Below are 15610 nucleotides of genomic sequence, written 5' to 3' on the forward strand. Positions count from 1 at the left end.
CACGCTTCCTGTATTTTTCAAACGGGCTCATTTATCGCTCTTTATACCATGGGGCTCCTGTCGACCTGAGTCACTTCCCGCTCAAGCCAATGCGCTTTTTAATGCAGTAATAGAATAAAGAAGAAATTTTTATTCTTTGTTGTTAGCTATCCCACCCCTTACCCTGACCAAAAATCAGACCATGGAAGACGTGTGTGATGCAATTGAAGGACTCCCTGATCAACCTGACGCCCCTCTCCGACGAGCAGCAACGCCAGCTAAGCCAAGTGCTCGCCACCCTCAATACCCAACAGCTTGCCTGGGTGAGCGGATATCTCTACGGCCTCTCCCAGACCGGCTTGCAGCCTGCCGTGACCGGTGCGGCTGTGTCTGCGCCCAGTGGCAGCCTGACCATTCTCTACGGCTCGCAGACCGGCAACGCCAAAGGTGTCGCCAGTGCCATCAAGGTGCAGGCAGAGGCCCGTGGCCTACCGGTAACCCTCGCGTCGATGGCAGACTACAAACCCAAGCAGCTCAAGAAAGAGAGCCACCTGCTGGTGGTAGTGAGCACTTACGGGGAGGGTGAACCGCCGGAGAGCGCCGTCGACCTCCACGACCAGCTGAAGAAAGGCAAAGTTGGCAAACTCGAGGGCCTCAAGTTCGCCGTACTGGGGCTGGGCGACAGCTCCTACGAATTTTTCTGCCAGACCGGCAAAGATTTTGACGACTTCCTCACCAAAGCGGGGGCCGAACGCATTCACGAACTCGCCAGCCTCGATGTGGATTATCAGGATGCCGCCAAAGCGTGGAGCGAACAGGCACTCAATGCCATCACCGCGACCCTCAGCAGCAACGTGGCCAGCGCGGTGCAGCAGGCGGTTGGCCTGAGCCACTACAGCAAGGAGAACCCCTTCCCTGCCCGCCTGTCGGTCAATCAGAAGATCACCGGCCGGGATTCCACCAAGGATATCCGCCACATCGAGATCAACCTTGAAGAGTCTGGCCTCAGCTACCAACCGGGGGATGCCCTCGGCGTCTGGTTCGACAACGACGCAGCTCTGGTGAGCGAAGTGCAGGCTCTGACCGGCCTCTCCGGTGATGAAGCCACGGCCCACGGCACCTTGCGTGCAGCCCTGACCGGTCACTTCGAACTGACCCGGTTGCACAGTGGCTTTATCACAGGCCTTGCCGAAATCGCAGGCAACGCGGCGCTGAAAGATCTGGCCGGCGACAAGGTTCAGGTCAATGCGCTGGTCGCTTCAGCCCAGATTGTGGATGTACTGAAGCGCTTCCCGACCGCGCTCACTGCCGAGCAGCTGCTTGGCCTGCTGCGCCCGCTCACCCCGCGCCTCTACTCCATCGCATCAAGCCAGCGCGAAGTGGAAGAGGAGGTGCACCTGACCGTCGGAGTGGTGCGCTATCCGCAAGAGGACGGCACAGTGCGCAGTGGTGGCGCCTCTTCGTTCCTCGCTGATCGCCTTGAAGAGGGCGCCGAGGTACGGGTGTTTGTCGAGCACAACGACAACTTCCGCCTGCCCGCCAATCCCGATACCCCCGTCATCATGGTGGGCCCGGGTACCGGCATCGCCCCGTTCCGCGCCTTTATGCAGGAGCGGGAAGCCATCGGGGCCTCGGGCAAAAACTGGCTCTTCTTCGGCAACCCGCACTTTACCCAGGATTTCCTCTATCAGGTGGAGTGGCAGCGTTATGTGAAATCGGGGCTACTGTCGAAGATCTCGCTGGCCTTCAGTCGGGATCAGACCCACAAGATTTATGTGCAGGACCGCCTGCGCGAAGCGGGCCAGGAGCTCTATCAGTGGCTGGAAGCAGGCGCTCACTTCTATGTGTGTGGTGACGCCAACAAGATGGCCAAGGATGTGCAGGAGGCCCTGCTGGATTTGATTGCCGAACATGGCCACAAGAGCCGTGAGGAAGCAGAAGAGTATTTGAGCGAATTGCGTCGTGCCAAACGTTATCAAAGGGATGTCTATTGATGAGCAAACAACCTCTTTCTCACCCAAAAGCGGGACCGGTCGAAGGACCGCTGGCCGACAACGAACGTCTGAAACGCGAAAGCAACTTTCTGCGCGGCACCATAGAACAGGATCTGCAGGATCCGCTCACCGGCGGCTTCAATGGCGACAACTTCCAGCTGATCCGCTTCCACGGCATGTACCAGCAAGATGACCGCGACATCCGCCCGGAGCGCGCGGCGCAAAAGCTGGAGCCGCTGCACAACGTCATGCTGCGTGCCCGTCTGCCCGGCGGCATCATTACTCCGGCTCAGTGGCAGGTGATCGACAAGTTCGCCGAAGAGAACACCCTCTATGGCAGTATCCGTCTCACCACCCGGCAGACCTTCCAGTTTCACGGGGTATTGAAGCGCGACATCAAGCTGATGCACCAGACTCTCAACAGCACCGGCATCGATTCCATCGCCACTGCGGGCGACGTGAACCGCAACGTGCTCTGCACCAGCAACCCGGTGGAGTCCGAACTGCATCAGGAGGCCTACGAGTGGGCCAAGAAGATCTCCGAGCATCTGCTGCCCAAGACCCGCGCCTACGTGGAGATCTGGCTGGACGGTGAAAAACTGGGGCAGGACGAGGAGCCGATCCTGGGTTCCAACTACCTGCCGCGCAAATTCAAGACCACTGTGGTGATCCCGCCTCACAACGACGTGGATATCCATGCCAACGATCTCAACTTCGTGGCGATTGCCGAACACGGCAAGCTGGTGGGCTTCAACGTGCTGGTGGGCGGTGGCCTGGCCATGACCCACGGCGACACCAGCACCTATCCACGCAAGGCGAGCGACTTTGGCTTTATTCCGCTCTCCCACGTGCTGGAGGTGGCGGCAGCCGTGGTCAGCACCCAGCGCGACTGGGGCAACCGGGCCAATCGCAAGAACGCCAAGACCAAGTACACCCTCGAACGTGTTGGCGTCGAGGCCTTCAAGGCCGAGGTGGAGAGCCGCGCTGGCATCCAGTTCGGGCCGGTTCGCCCCTATGAGTTCACCAGCCGTGGCGATCGCTTCGGCTGGGTCGAAGGGATCGACGGCAAGCACCACCTCACCCTGTTTATCGAGAATGGGCGCCTGCTCGACTTCCCAGGCAAGCCGCTCAAAACCGGCATGCTGGAGATCGCCAAGGTACATCAGGGAGATTTTCGCCTGACCGCCAACCAGAACCTGATCATCGCGGGCGTCCCGGCTGGCGAGAAGGCCCGTATCGAAGGGCTGGCACGCCAGTACGGCCTGCTGGATGACGGCGTCAGCGAGCAGCGCAAGCAGTCGATGGCCTGCGTGGCCCTGCCTACCTGCCCGCTGGCGATGGCCGAGGCGGAGCGCATGCTGCCCGCCTTCGTCACCGAACTTGAAGGGCTGCTGGCCAAGCACGAGCTGGCGAACGATGCCATCGTCTTCCGGGTCACCGGCTGCCCCAACGGCTGCGGCCGCGCCATGCTGGCCGAAGTAGGTCTGGTGGGCAAGGCGCCCGGCCGCTACAACCTCCATCTGGGCGGCAACCTCGAAGGGACACGCATTCCGCGCATGTACCGGGAGAACATCACAGAGCCGCAGATCCTGGCCGAACTGGACGCGCTGATCGGCCGCTGGGCCAGCGAGCGCAACGCGGGCGAGTGCTTCGGCGACTTCGTCATCCGCGCCGGAATCGTCGCACCTGTGGTCAACTCGGCCATCGACTTCTATGCCGCCTGAGGGAGATATCATGACTCTCGATCTCGACCACCTGCTTACCCTGACTCGGGACGAGCAGATTGAGGCACTGGCTCCCCATAACCGGGAGCTGGAGCAGATGAGTGCCCCCGAGCGGGTGCGCTGGGCACTGGCCAACCTGCCGGGTGGCCATATCCTGTCGTCAAGCTTTGGCATTCAGGCGGCGCTGATGCTGCATCTGGTGAGCCGCGAGCAACCGCAGATTCCGGTGGTGCTGACCGATACCGGTTATCTCTTCCCCGAGACTTACCGCTTTATCGATGAACTGACCGAGCGTCTTGGGCTCAACCTGCAAACCTACCGGGCGACGCTTACCCCCGCCTGGCAGGAGGCGCGTTATGGCAAACTATGGGAACAGGGCGTCGAGGGGATCACCCGCTACAACCAGCTCAACAAGGTGGAGCCAATGGAGCGCGCCCTGCAGGAGCTGGGGGCCCGCACCTGGTTCTCGGGGCTGCGCCGCGAGCAATCGGGCAGCCGCCAAGGATTGCCGGTACTGGCCATCCAGCGCGGCCGCTTCAAGTTTCTGCCGGTGATCGACTGGAGCAACAAGGATGTGCACTACTACCTCAAAGAGTTCGACCTCCCCTACCACCCCTTGTGGGAGCAGGGTTACCTCTCGGTGGGCGATGTCCACACCACCACCAGGTGGGAGCCCGGCATGAGCGAGGAGCAGACCCGATTCTTCGGCCTCAAGCGCGAGTGCGGCTTGCACGAAGAGAGCGCTGAAAACGGCGGGTCGGGCATCTGACCCCATAACAACAAGGGCACCAGAAGGTGCCCTTGTTGTTTGTGTCATGAGACGTTATTTGCGCAGCCAGGTTTCGAAACGATAGGGGTGCGGGTTCTTCTCATCGGCCTGGTGAACTTCACGCTCGACACACTGCCACTGCTCATCCGCAAAGGCAGGGAAGCGGGTATCCCCTTCCACCTCCAGCTCGATGCGGGTCAGATAGAGGCAATCGGCCTTGGGCAGCAGCTCGGCATAGAGGTGCCCTCCCCCGATCACCATCACTTCCGCCACCTCGTTGTCGGCCAGCAGCGCCAGCGCCGCCTCGACGGAACCCACCACCTCGATACCCTCGGCCTGATAGTCGGGATTGCGGCTGATCACCAGATTACGACGACCGGGCAGCGGACGACCGATGGATTCGAAGGTCTTGCGCCCCATCAATACCGGCTTGCCAAGGGTGACCCGCTTGAAGTGGGCCAGATCGGCCGGCATGTGCCAGGGCATCTGGTTGTCCTTGCCGATCACCCGATCGTGGGCCATTGCGGCAATCATGGAAATCTTCATTGGGCTTCTCACCATCCGTCAGATTATGGGGCGGTTACGGTACACGACCAGGGAGGGGATCGCCAAACCGAAACTGAGGGCTCCCACGATAAAAAGCGCCTTGAGGCCGTTCTCCACCGCGCTCTGGAGCAGGGTCATGGTCACGCCGTTGATGTTGAGCTCCACCACCGCGATCATGGTCTTGAAGGCGTAGCTGCCCGGAATCATCGGGATGATGGAGGCGACGCTAAACACCGGGCGCGGCGCCAGCAAACGGCGCGACCAGTAGACGCAGACAAAGCCCACGGTGGTGGATGCGGTCAGGGTCGCCCACTCGATGGGCATGCCGTAGTGGATAAGCAGGGTTCGCAGACTATGGGCCAGCGCACCACCCATGGCGCAGTACTTCAGCATTCGCGGCGGCACGTTGAACAACATGGCGAACCCGACTGCCGGAATGGCCGACCAGAAGGCATCCTTGGCCAGTAGCCAGAGCAGATCAATCATACCTTCCACCCCCAGATCCCGGTCACCGACATGGCGAGGATGATGCCAATGGCAGCGCTGATGGTGAGCAGGGTCGCAGTGCCCCAGCGAGCCAGCCCCATGTTGAAGTAGCCCTTCACCATGTCGGAGACGGCATTGATGAGCGGAAAACCCGGCACCAGCAGCAGCACGCTGGCCGCCATGGCGAGATAGGGCTGACTGCCCCAGCCAAAAAAGGTGGCGCTGGAGGCAAGCAGGGTGGCGATAAAGCCGGTCACGGCAAAGTTGATGAGCGGACTGTGGTGGTGGCGGGCCATCAGTTGGCGCACCCGCATCGCGATCGCGGCAGAGAGACAGGTCACCACGAAGATGGGCCAGTCACCGCCAAACAGCAGGCTGAAAGCACCGCAGGAGAGCCCCACCATGGGCACCACCAGCCAGGGGTGATAGTGAAAGGGGACGATGGCTTCGAGCCGCAGGCGCACTTCACGGGCACCGATCAGCTCTTTCTCCGCCATGATGCAGATGCGCTGGATCTCGCACACCACCTGCATGTTGATGCCGTGTTCGCGCACCCGCCGGGTGGTAGTGACGCAACTGCCCTGATAGAGGCTGGTGAGTACGATGGCACTGGAGGAGATGGCCATCTCGACGCTCTCCAGACCCAGTGCCATGCCAAGGCGTACCGTGGTCTGCTCGATGATCCGGCTCTCGGCACCAAACTGGGCCAGCATCTGCCCCACCTTGACGATAATGCGGGTGATCTCTGTCTGTTGCTCCCGCGACAGCACCCGTCTTGGTGTGATACTTCTCATAATCCCTTCGAGTCGTAGCAATAAATTTTGGCCATATTAGCTTAACTTTTATCGCTATTCATCCACCCTTATCACAACTCCCTGAATAATCTATTTGGGCCCAATAAAATAAAACCTCATCACAATTTCATCACCAGCGACACAAGAATTCATAACAAATAAAAAGAGAGTGACAGGTTCTTATTTTGCCACTCTCCATCAAATCAAGTTTCAATATTAAATATTGCGACAGATTATTTGGGCCGTTTATAGTCGATCAGCCGGATTATTTTACCACTGCCATCGTTTGCAGGCGGAGGTATCTCCTCCTCGCGAAATTGTCGCATTTCACTGCCCATCAGATAAAAGGAGTCCCGCATCATATTGGCAATGCGGATACAGCTGTCGAGGTTGTTTTTTGCCAACCTGCGCTGACCGTCAATCTTGAACTGGAGCCCGCGCAAACGGCGCTGCTGATCGGGGTTGGCCCGAGCCATCAGCTGTTCAATCTGCTGCTCCAGAATGGCATCCAGCCGGGAGGGTTCACTCGCAGCCAGCTCTTTCAGGGTGTCAAAATCAGGCAACTCCATATGCCCTCCCAGGCAACGCCAACGGGCAGCACAGCCTGTGCTGCATCCCTTCCCCACGCATCTCTTTCTCTGTATACAATGCCGATATAAGGGGTTCAATCCACCTGATGACGACCTTCGGGGTATTATTGGTATTGGCCGCTTCTCTCTATTTTAATTCTGTTAAGGATCAAACGATTATTTTTATAATCCGGCCCACCTGCCACTTATAAAATTTTGTCTGATGTAATTTGTTTTTTATTGCCGATTAATGAATTGTTGCTGGATATTTTGCTTCATTCGACACTGGATAATCGTAGTCCGGAAGGCTCAGCTTTTCTGGCGATTTAACTTATCTCACTGATTATGTTATTTTAATTACCACTTTTTCGGATATCCAAGAGCAGACCATGAGCAAGGCAAAAATCGGTATCGTTACCGTCAGCGATCGCGCCAGTGCCGGCATCTACGAAGACCTCTCCGGCAAGGCCATCATCGACACCCTCAACGCCTATCTGACCTCCGAATGGGAGCCCGTGTATCAGGTGATCCCCGATGAGCAGGCTCAGATTGAAGCGACCCTGATCCGGCTGGCGGACGAGGAGCAGTGCTGCCTCATCGTCACCACCGGCGGCACCGGCCCGGCCAAACGGGACGTCACCCCGGAAGCGACCGAAGCGGTATGCGATCGCATGATGCCGGGCTTTGGCGAGCTGATGCGGGCCGAATCCCTCAAGTTTGTACCGACCGCCATTCTGTCACGCCAGACTGCGGGCCTGCGCGACGATACCCTGATCGTCAACCTGCCGGGTAAGCCCAAATCGATCCGTGAGTGTCTGGATGCGGTCTTCCCCGCCATTCCCTACTGCATCGACCTGATGGAAGGGCCCTATCTGGAGTGCGACGAAACCGTCATCAAGCCATTTAGGCCAAAGAAATAACCCAATTCTGAACAGGCCATAAAAAATAGTGGCGAGCATTGCTCACCACTATTTTTTTATCCGGTTTTTCACACCAACAAACCGCTTCGCTTATTTACGGCCAAATACTTTCACGCCGGCCTTGCTGCGCTCGGAATTACCGTACACTTCGATTTTCTTTACACAGCGGCGCGAGCCAAGGGATTTCCAGCCGGTCTCGGTATCACCACGCATATCCTGATCGAAATAGATCGTCTTGGTGCGATCACCGCCATATGTGACGACGACTCGCTCCAGGGTCAAATCACGCTCTGCCTTCACCTTGATATATTTGGTCTGGCGGCAAATCACCATGGGAATGGTGGCACCATGATCACCGGCCCCCAGCAAAATGGTGCGGCCGAGGGTGAATTGATCTTCACCGGCATGGCTGGCAGTAGCGACAACCAGCAGAAGAGTTCCCAGCAGGGCACGAACGGAAAAACGGGAACGCCAGAGAGCGAGCAGGGACATAACACCTCCAATAAAAAATGGAGCGCCATGATAGTGAAGCAACCATAACGGAAGCTGTACCCCGCGGCCAAAAGCAGTGAATTGATGGTAATTTGCTATGAATGTCGGCAATTTGCATGAATTTAAAAACAGCAAGGGCTGCCACTGGCAGCCCTTGTCATCTCATGGCTGGCTCAACGCTCCATAATCTGGGTGACATCATCCTTTTTGATCATCACTTCGCGACCTTCGGTATCGTAGTAACGATACATGCCGGTGCTCTCGTCCAGTTTGGGTTTGCTATCGGTGGTGATCATCTTGCCGTCTTTGGTGCTCATGATGTATTGGGAGCTGCATGCCACCAGTCCCAGCGCACAGATCAGGATCATCATCAGTTGTTTCATCGCCGCTTTTGCCTCCCTCTGCACCCTCACCACGAGGATGATGAGTGAAGCCTAGCTCAACATCATGACCCCGTTTGCATCGATTTCGGGAACGGGATCTGCGTCAAAAATCAGTGAGTTAGCCTTTATGACGGCGATGAATCAGGCGCCGGAATAAAAAAGGCCGGACAGCTGTCCGGCCTGTTATGCGATCTCTATCCGTTACTTGGCAGGCTTGCGCTCGCCGGTCACGGTCGGGTTCTTGGGATCGGAACTCCACTCGTACCAGCCGCCGTCGTAGACGCTGATCCGCTTCCAGTCCATCAGCCAGGCGTAGAAGAAGGCTTCGGAGGCACGCCAGCCGGTACCGCAATAAAAAGCGGCCTGCTGGGTCGGCTCGATGTTCCACTCATCCCACATGGCGAGGATCTCGCGGGCCGGCTTCATGGTGCCGTCCGGGTTGTGGAAGTCGCTCATGCTGTTGGCATCGACACCACCATGACCCCACTTGGCCCCCGGGATATCACCCTTCGGCTTGATGTAGCTGTAGCCGGAGGTGTTGCCGACAAACTCGTCCCAGGTACGCACGCTGACCAGCGCGCTATCGGGCTGCTTGAGCAGGGTCTTGGCCTGATCCAAAGTGGTGTAGTACTCGGGGTGAGCCGGAATGGCCACGCCAAAATCCTTCACCGGCTCATATTTATTGGGCAGGCCGGTTTCGGTGCGCAGGTGCTGGATAAACCAGGCATCAAGGCCGCCGTCCAGCAAGCGGACGTCTTCCACGCCGGCATACATCATCAGATGCGCAGCGCGGGCAGCCGCCATGGTGTTGCGACCGTAGAGGATCACGGTGGTGTCGTGGCGGATGCCATTCTCCAGCAGCAGCTGTTTAAGCGCCTCGTCAGAGACCTTGTTCCACAGCGGCTCCTCTTCCAGACGGTTGGTATCGATATAACCCGCCCCCGGAATATGGCTCAGCAGATAGGCCTTGGGTGAACCCCAATCCACTTCAAACAGCTTCCAGTCACCCTTGGGCGCTGCAGCTACCGGCCGGCCTTCCTGCAGGTCGAGCAACCAGCGCGGATAGACCAGCTGTTGCCAGCGAGCCAGGTGTTCGCGCGGGGCGCTTTGCCAGCCCTGCAGCTCGAACAGCTGCTTGATGCCCTGCATACGCAGCATGCGCGCCACTTCGGCCACTTCGCGCGGCGCACCATAGAGCGCGACCGGGCGATCGGCTTTCAGCCCCTTGGTGGCAAGGGCGGCAGGCCAATCCGCATCGCGGTATTTCCACTCGGCGGAGAGGTTCTCGGCGCCGGCCACATGGCCGCCCTGCTTCTCGCCCTCCATGGGCCACCCCTGATAGAAGTAGCTGGCGCGAGTATCCAGGATGACCGCCTGTTTGGCCTTGGCATCAGCCAGCGAAAGCGGTGGCAACTCGGCTGCAAAGGTGGGCAGGGCACACCAGAGCAGCAAGGTCGCCAGCGCGGCCTGCAAGAAGCGAAGATGTCGTTTCATGGTGATTTCTCGATTCATAGTGAACAAGGTTAAAAAATGGAGCGGCCCAGACGCTCGGCCAATAACTCCAGCGCTGCCGTCCCTGCCAGCGAATTGCCCGCTTTGTTAAGCTCGGGCGACCAGACACAGACGCACAATTCTCCCGGGATCAGGGCCACGATACCACCGCCGACCCCGGACTTGCCCGGCATGCCAACCCGGTAGGCAAAATCTCCCGCCTCGTCATAGAGGCCGCAGGTCGCGAGCAGGGCATTGACCTGCTTGGTAGTGCGCGCCGGCAGCAGCGGGGTTGTCTCGCCAAGCGGCAAGCCGCGGTTGGCCAGATAGATAAAGGTTCGCGCCAGATCGACGCAACTCATGCGGATGGCACAGGCATTGAAATAGCTCTGCAGCACCTTGTCCACTTCGTTTTCGAAGTTGCCATAGGCCTTCATCAGATAGGCGATGGCGGCATTGCGGGCCGAGTGCTGATATTCGGAGCGGGCGACGACCTGATCCGCCATGATGGCCGGATTGCCGGAGAGGCGGCGAGCCAGCTCCAGAGTACGCTGACGCGGTGCAGTGAGGCGGGTCTCCAGCAGATCGTTGACCACCAGAGCGCCGGCATTGATAAAGGGGTTGCGGGGTATCCCCTGCTCGAACTCGAGCTGAACCAGCGAATTGAAGGGTTGGCCTGAGGGCTCTTTGCCGACCCGGGCCCAGATCTCCTCCTCCTGATAGAGGGTGAGGGCCAGCGTCAGGCTCAGGGCCTTGGAGATACTCTGGATGGAGAAGGGTTCGAAGGCGTCACCGGCAGTGAACAGCTCCCCCTCCACGGTACAGACTGCAATGCCCAGCCGGTCGGCCGGCACCTGCGCCAGCGCAGGAATATAGTCGGCCACCTTGCCGTGCCCCAGCAGCGGGCGCACCTCTTCCAGAATGCTGGCCAGTAATTCGGATGACAACACCATAAGCAATTCCATGACTAATGCGGGTGTGGAGATCCCATCCCCACTGACAAAAATCCCGCCAGTGGCGGGATTTGTCTATCTGACTGCGGCAGGCAGTCGACACCGGCTCGCCTGCCACAGCGAGTCTGGTATCAGGCGGGTTCGCCGTACCAGAGGTCGAACAGTTCGGTGACCACGACAGCTTCCATCCCCTTGCCTTCCAGCCAGGATTTGACGGCGGCACGGTCTTCTTCGCTGCACTTGCCCAGCTGCTGGGTGCAGATCATCCCTTCCCAGGCCAGGTGGCCGGAACCGGCGAAAGCCAGCTTGCGCGGCTCGATCACTTCATCGATCATCGCATCGACTACGGCATCGATGGTCTCTTCGGCAGTGCCGACCGGGAAGTTGAAACTGATGTCGAAACCCATTTCCTGGAATTCATCGACGCGCAGTTTCTTGCGCAGGCGGCGGCTACGATTGGCCATGATAGCTCCTCAAGTTAGTTGATACGCTAGGTGTGTTGACGTGCCAGCTCAGCTGACACGCTTGAAAATCAGATCCCAGACCCCGTGCCCCAGACGATGGCCACGTTGCTCGAATTTGGTCAGCGGGCGCCAGTCAGGGCGCGGCACCCAGTTGCCGGTGGCAGAGGTGTTCTCGTAACCATCGGCGGCGCTCATCACTTCCAGCATGTGCTCGGCATAGTTTTCCCAGTCGGTGGCCATGTGGAACACGCCACCGATGGCCAGCTTCTGGCGAATGTCCTGAGCAAAGGCCGGCTGCACGATGCGGCGCTTGTGGTGACGGCTCTTGTGCCAGGGATCCGGGAAGAAGAGCTGCAGGCAGGAGAGTGAACCGTTCGGGATCATGTGCTCCAGCACCTCGACCGCATCGTGGCAAATCACCTTCAGATTGGTGACACCCGCTTCCTGAGCGGTACCCAGACAGGCACCCACGCCCGGGGAGTGCACTTCGATGCCGATGAAGTTCTTCTCGGGTGCATTCTTGGCCATCTCGACCAAAGAAGCGCCCATGCCAAAGCCGATCTCCAGCACCACTGGTGCTTCACGGCCAAACAGTGCGACCAGATCGAGCTGCTTTGGCTCGAAATCGATGCCCATGACCGGCCAGAGCTCTTCCAGGGCCTTCTCCTGCCCTTTGGTCAGGCGGCCTTCGCGACGGACAAAGCTGCGGATCTTGCGCATGAACTTGCCGTCTTCGTTAAATACATCTTGGGTCACAGGCATAATGGTCTCGTTATTTCATCAATCCGGGTAATACATCTGGTGTCCGATCCCGCCGGGGATCGCTTGCGGCCCGCTATTTCATCGCACCGCAAAAACAGGGGAGCGAATTATCCCAAGATGGGCCCAAGGCGCAAGTGTTTCGAGCAACAAATATTCCAGACAGCCGCTCCCCTGCCCCCTTACTGGCATCACTACTCCGACTAACCGCCCAATATAATCCGCAGTAGAGTCAATCCAGCCCTTTTTTAGCGATTTTTGTGACAATCATTGCCTCATTTCTGAAATCTGATACAAACGGATAACCTGGCGGTCGAATGGAGCGACTGCCCACATGCCGAGAGAATTGCCTATGCAGCCGTTTTTTGCCCAGCGCTTCGAGAAGGTCGAGCCTTCCTTTATCCGTGAAATCCTCAAAGTTGCCGCCAATCCGGAGATCATCTCCTTCGCCGGTGGCCTGCCTAATCCCCACCTGTTTCCGGTCAAGGCGATCGATCAGGCTTGTCAGGATGTGCTGCGCGAACAGGGGGCTGCCGCCCTGCAATATGCGGCGACCGAAGGGTATGCGCCGCTGCGCCAATACATTGCCGACCGCTATCTGGCCCGCCACGGCATGCAGGTCAATCCGGACAACATCCTCATTACCAGTGGCTCCCAGCAGGCGCTGGATCTGCTGGGCAAGGTGCTGATCGATGAAGGCCAGGATCTCATCATCGAAGAGCCTGGTTATCTGGGCGCCATTCAGGCCTTCTCTGTCTATCAACCGAATTTCAAGCCAATCACCCTCGGCGAAGCCGGGCTGGATCTGGCGGCGCTGGATGCGCTGCTGGCAAGCGACTCCAATGCCAAGTTGCTCTACGGCGTCCCCAACTTCCAGAACCCGAGTGGCGTCTCCTACAGCCGCGCCAACCGCGAGGCACTGGCCGAGCGACTGGTGCGCCACGAGCTCCTGATGGTGGAAGATGATCCCTACGGCGAGCTACGCTTCGAGGGCGAACATCTGCCCCCGATTGCCAAGCTGGCGCCAAACAATACAGTGCTGCTCGGCTCCTTCTCCAAAACCGTGGTGCCCGCCTTCCGTCTGGGCTGGATGCTGGTGCCGGAGTGGCTGCGCAAGAAGGTGACCATCGCCAAGCAGGCGACCGACCTGCACAGCAACGCCTTCAGCCAGCAAGTGCTGCACCGCTTCCTGATGGATAACTCCCTCGATGCCCATCTGGAGAAGATCAAGGAGGTCTATGGCCGTCAGCGCGCCGCCATGGAAGCCGCCCTGACTCGTCACTGCCCGCCCGGTGTCAGCTACACTCGACCGGAAGGGGGCATGTTCCTCTGGTTGACCCTGCCGGCTCATATTAGCGCCATGGCCCTGTTTGATGAGGCGATCAAGGAGAAGGTAGCCTTCGTACCGGGCGCCCCCTTCTATGTGCGCCCCGAAATTCAGAACACCCTGCGCTTGAGCTTCTCCTGCGTCGATGAAGCGACCATTGAGGAGGGGGTCAAGCGGCTGGCTCGCGCCCTCCAGCGGATGCTCTGACCCAAGCCACCGCACTGAAACAAAAAAACCAGCGAACAGTTCGCTGGTTTTTTTATGCCTTCACTTAACCACAATCAGCCAAACAAGCTCTTGCAAAACTGCGCCATCGGCATGGGGCGACCATAGAGATACCCTTGCAGATAGTCGACATGGCGATCCCGCAGATAGTCCGCCTGCGACTGCTTCTCGACCCCTTCCGCGATCAGGATCAATTCAAGCCGTTTCGCCAGATCAATCACGTTCTCGACGATGTGGCTGGAGAGTGAATCCGTACCAATCATCTCCACAAAGCTCCGGTCAATCTTGATGGCATCGACCTGAAACTGTTGCAGATAGGTCAGACTGGAATGGCCGGTGCCAAAGTCATCGATAGAGATCAACACGCCCAGCTTGCGCAATTCGGCAAACATCCGGGCCGTTGTCTCATCGGCCACCAGCAACTCCCGCTCCGTCAACTCCAGCCCCAAATCAACGGGATTCTCCTTGAAGGCGTCGAGAAACGCCTTGCAGTCAGCCAACAGGTCGAGATCCTGAAAGTGTTTGGCGCTGATATTGAAGCAAAAATGAAACTTGGCTGGCAGCTTGCCGGCATAAGGGGAGAAGTGGTCGCGCACCTCGGCCATCAACAGGCTGGTCATGGGCACAATCAGCCCGCTATCTTCCGCGAGAGGGATAAAACGATCCGGCGGAATCATCCCCTGTTTGGGATGCTGCCAGCGCATCAGCACCTCACAGCCACGCCAATGCTCGTCATCGCCGGAGACCACCGGCTGCAGGTAGGGGAGAAACTCCTCATCGATCAACGCCCGCTTGAGCTCCTCCGATGGTGAGCTGCTACGCCCCATCAGTCTGAAGGTGCCGAATCCAATCAGCAGCGCCAGTAACGGAGAGAGGAGCAAGGTATATCTGGAGTAGCGCCATGCGTGGCTCAAGTAGTCATGCACCGTGACCTGGGTGACGACCTGATAGGGGAAATTGGCCGAAGTGAGGGCAATATAGCCCTCTTCTGGCGGAGAGGGCGCAGCCCCGAACTGACCTGAGCCAAACAGTGCCCTCTGCCCCACCACCAGAGCCATCGGGGAGTTCTTGCTGGAGATCTCCAGAGTATTGCGCAGGTAGTAGCCATCTATACCAATCAGCACACTCCCCCTGTCCGTTTCATGACGCAGCACGATCAAGGGACGATCCGGCGTGACTTCATTGCCTGGCAGCAGTTGCAACCTGCCATCCACATAACTGTCAGGATTGAAGGGGCCATCATAGTCACCATAAAGCGAGGTGCAGTAGATGTGGCCGCCGACAGCCAGATTGGCGGAACGAACATCGGGCACCGTTGCCACCTGTTCGCGTAGCAGTTGTGCCGCATCCTTGCAGGGGTGGCCAAGCATCCCCTCCACATTGATGGCCGCTTGCAAGGCATGGCCGATGGAGCGATCAAACATCATACGGGCATGCTGCAACCGTGACTCGGCATCACGCTCTATCTCCGTCACGGTCTGCCAGATAACGGCAACAACCCCCAGCAGCAGGATCCCGCCCCCCATCAGCAGCGCCACCAGAATCCTCGAGTAAAGCTGGCGAAGTTTTAAACGACGAAATGGCATGGCGGCCTCTTTGATGCTCGGATAATGGGTGACAGCCTCGGTGGACAGGCGAAAAGGGTCGCCATAATAGCGATTGTTCAACAAATACCCAACCAACAAAAATCAATCAATTCAAGCTGTTGTTCAACAATATCTTGTAAGAAAAGGAT

16 protein-coding genes are annotated in these 15610 nt (G+C 58.4%); 5 read left to right on the forward strand and 11 right to left on the reverse strand.

The features are described from left to right. Positions 1-197: 197 nt before the first annotated feature. The 3 genes from I6L40_RS18380 to I6L40_RS18390 are packed head-to-tail and all read left to right on the forward strand — an operon-like array spanning position 198 to position 4466. Positions 198-1973 carry an assimilatory sulfite reductase (NADPH) flavoprotein subunit gene (locus tag I6L40_RS18380; RefSeq protein ID WP_216995452.1) on the forward strand — a complete coding sequence of 592 codons (1776 nt, stop codon included), beginning with the start codon at positions 198-200 and terminating at the stop codon, positions 1971-1973. Next, a complete protein-coding gene (gene cysI / locus I6L40_RS18385) occupies positions 1973-3697 on the forward strand; it encodes an assimilatory sulfite reductase (NADPH) hemoprotein subunit (protein ID WP_216994684.1) in 1725 nt (574 codons plus the stop codon). The genes I6L40_RS18380 and cysI overlap by 1 nt, the downstream gene beginning before the upstream one ends. Before the next feature lie 7 nt (positions 3698-3704). After that, positions 3705-4466, forward strand: coding sequence for a phosphoadenylyl-sulfate reductase (locus I6L40_RS18390; protein ID WP_216995453.1), 762 nt, complete (start codon positions 3705-3707; stop codon positions 4464-4466). 54 nt (positions 4467-4520) lie between these two features. On the opposite strand, the gene folA is transcribed toward I6L40_RS18390, so the two are convergent. The 4 genes from folA to I6L40_RS18410 all read right to left on the reverse strand — a co-directional run bounded on the left by folA (position 4521) and on the right by I6L40_RS18410 (position 6861). Next, positions 4521-5012 (reverse strand): type 3 dihydrofolate reductase, encoded by a 492-nt coding sequence (gene folA, locus I6L40_RS18395; RefSeq protein WP_216994685.1) that lies wholly within the window; start codon positions 5010-5012, stop codon positions 4521-4523. 18 nt (positions 5013-5030) lie between these two features. After that, a complete protein-coding gene (locus tag I6L40_RS18400) occupies positions 5031-5498 on the reverse strand; it encodes a threonine/serine exporter family protein (RefSeq protein ID WP_216994686.1) in 468 nt (155 codons plus the stop codon). After that, a complete protein-coding gene (locus tag I6L40_RS18405) occupies positions 5495-6292 on the reverse strand; it encodes a threonine/serine exporter family protein (RefSeq protein ID WP_042029862.1) in 798 nt (265 codons plus the stop codon). Before I6L40_RS18405 ends, I6L40_RS18400 begins: the two co-directional genes overlap by 4 nt. A gap of 233 nt (positions 6293-6525) precedes the next feature. Continuing rightward, positions 6526-6861 (reverse strand): DUF3135 domain-containing protein, encoded by a 336-nt coding sequence (locus I6L40_RS18410; protein ID WP_216994687.1) that lies wholly within the window; start codon positions 6859-6861, stop codon positions 6526-6528. Positions 6862-7250: 389 nt separating this feature from the next. On the opposite strand from I6L40_RS18410, the gene mog reads away from it, so the two are divergent. Beyond that, entirely contained in the window at positions 7251-7781 is a 531-nt protein-coding gene (mog, locus tag I6L40_RS18415; protein ID WP_159144258.1) for a molybdopterin adenylyltransferase, read from the forward strand. 90 nt (positions 7782-7871) lie between these two features. On the opposite strand, the gene I6L40_RS18420 is transcribed toward mog, so the two are convergent. From I6L40_RS18420 to trmB, 6 genes are all read right to left on the reverse strand, one after another. After that, complete coding sequence (locus tag I6L40_RS18420; protein WP_216994688.1) at positions 7872-8273, reverse strand: DUF2541 family protein; 402 nt, start codon at positions 8271-8273, stop codon at positions 7872-7874. Between the two features lie 173 nt (positions 8274-8446). Next, positions 8447-8656 (reverse strand): YgdI/YgdR family lipoprotein, encoded by a 210-nt coding sequence (locus tag I6L40_RS18425; RefSeq protein ID WP_033112737.1) that lies wholly within the window; start codon positions 8654-8656, stop codon positions 8447-8449. Between the two features lie 201 nt (positions 8657-8857). Continuing rightward, positions 8858-10150 carry a sulfurtransferase gene (locus I6L40_RS18430; protein WP_071912971.1) on the reverse strand — a complete coding sequence of 431 codons (1293 nt, stop codon included), beginning with the start codon at positions 10148-10150 and terminating at the stop codon, positions 8858-8860. A gap of 29 nt (positions 10151-10179) precedes the next feature. Next, positions 10180-11100, reverse strand: coding sequence for a glutaminase B (gene glsB, locus I6L40_RS18435; RefSeq protein ID WP_033112739.1), 921 nt, complete (start codon positions 11098-11100; stop codon positions 10180-10182). Positions 11101-11231: 131 nt separating this feature from the next. After that, positions 11232-11564, reverse strand: coding sequence for a YggL family protein (locus I6L40_RS18440; RefSeq protein WP_033112740.1), 333 nt, complete (start codon positions 11562-11564; stop codon positions 11232-11234). Between the two features lie 48 nt (positions 11565-11612). Continuing rightward, a complete protein-coding gene (trmB, locus tag I6L40_RS18445) occupies positions 11613-12326 on the reverse strand; it encodes a tRNA (guanosine(46)-N7)-methyltransferase TrmB (protein WP_071912970.1) in 714 nt (237 codons plus the stop codon). A 349-nt stretch (positions 12327-12675) separates the two neighbouring features. Between trmB and I6L40_RS18450 the strand changes: the two genes are divergently transcribed. Continuing rightward, positions 12676-13857 carry a PLP-dependent aminotransferase family protein gene (locus I6L40_RS18450; RefSeq protein WP_033112742.1) on the forward strand — a complete coding sequence of 394 codons (1182 nt, stop codon included), beginning with the start codon at positions 12676-12678 and terminating at the stop codon, positions 13855-13857. Positions 13858-13931: 74 nt separating this feature from the next. On the opposite strand, the gene I6L40_RS18455 is transcribed toward I6L40_RS18450, so the two are convergent. Next, the gene (locus tag I6L40_RS18455) at positions 13932-15461 is read right to left on the reverse strand and encodes a cyclic diguanylate phosphodiesterase (protein ID WP_071913194.1); all 1530 of its coding nucleotides are present in this window, start codon (positions 15459-15461) and stop codon (positions 13932-13934) included. Positions 15462-15610 lie beyond the last annotated feature (149 nt).

The organism is Aeromonas sp. FDAARGOS 1410, from assembly GCF_019048745.1.
Lineage (GTDB): Bacteria > Pseudomonadota > Gammaproteobacteria > Enterobacterales > Aeromonadaceae > Aeromonas > Aeromonas jandaei.

Excerpts from the sequence above, each read along its gene's own strand:
- I6L40_RS18380 (WP_216995452.1), top strand. The coding sequence starts at position 198 with ATGCAATTGAAGGACTCCCTGATCAACCTGACGCCCCTCTCCGACGAG.
- cysI (WP_216994684.1), top strand. The coding sequence starts at position 1,973 with ATGAGCAAACAACCTCTTTCTCACCCAAAAGCGGGACCGGTCGAAGGA.
- folA (WP_216994685.1), bottom strand. The coding sequence starts at position 5,012 with ATGAAGATTTCCATGATTGCCGCAATGGCCCACGATCGGGTGATCGGC.
- I6L40_RS18400 (WP_216994686.1), bottom strand. The coding sequence starts at position 5,498 with ATGATTGATCTGCTCTGGCTACTGGCCAAGGATGCCTTCTGGTCGGCC.
- I6L40_RS18405 (WP_042029862.1), bottom strand. The coding sequence starts at position 6,292 with ATGAGAAGTATCACACCAAGACGGGTGCTGTCGCGGGAGCAACAGACA.
- I6L40_RS18410 (WP_216994687.1), bottom strand. The coding sequence starts at position 6,861 with ATGGAGTTGCCTGATTTTGACACCCTGAAAGAGCTGGCTGCGAGTGAA.
- mog (WP_159144258.1), top strand. The coding sequence starts at position 7,251 with ATGAGCAAGGCAAAAATCGGTATCGTTACCGTCAGCGATCGCGCCAGT.
- I6L40_RS18420 (WP_216994688.1), bottom strand. The coding sequence starts at position 8,273 with ATGTCCCTGCTCGCTCTCTGGCGTTCCCGTTTTTCCGTTCGTGCCCTG.
- I6L40_RS18425 (WP_033112737.1), bottom strand. The coding sequence starts at position 8,656 with ATGAAACAACTGATGATGATCCTGATCTGTGCGCTGGGACTGGTGGCA.
- I6L40_RS18430 (WP_071912971.1), bottom strand. The coding sequence starts at position 10,150 with ATGAAACGACATCTTCGCTTCTTGCAGGCCGCGCTGGCGACCTTGCTG.
- glsB (WP_033112739.1), bottom strand. The coding sequence starts at position 11,100 with ATGGTGTTGTCATCCGAATTACTGGCCAGCATTCTGGAAGAGGTGCGC.
- I6L40_RS18440 (WP_033112740.1), bottom strand. The coding sequence starts at position 11,564 with ATGGCCAATCGTAGCCGCCGCCTGCGCAAGAAACTGCGCGTCGATGAA.
- trmB (WP_071912970.1), bottom strand. The coding sequence starts at position 12,326 with ATGCCTGTGACCCAAGATGTATTTAACGAAGACGGCAAGTTCATGCGC.
- I6L40_RS18450 (WP_033112742.1), top strand. The coding sequence starts at position 12,676 with ATGCAGCCGTTTTTTGCCCAGCGCTTCGAGAAGGTCGAGCCTTCCTTT.
- I6L40_RS18455 (WP_071913194.1), bottom strand. The coding sequence starts at position 15,461 with ATGCCATTTCGTCGTTTAAAACTTCGCCAGCTTTACTCGAGGATTCTG.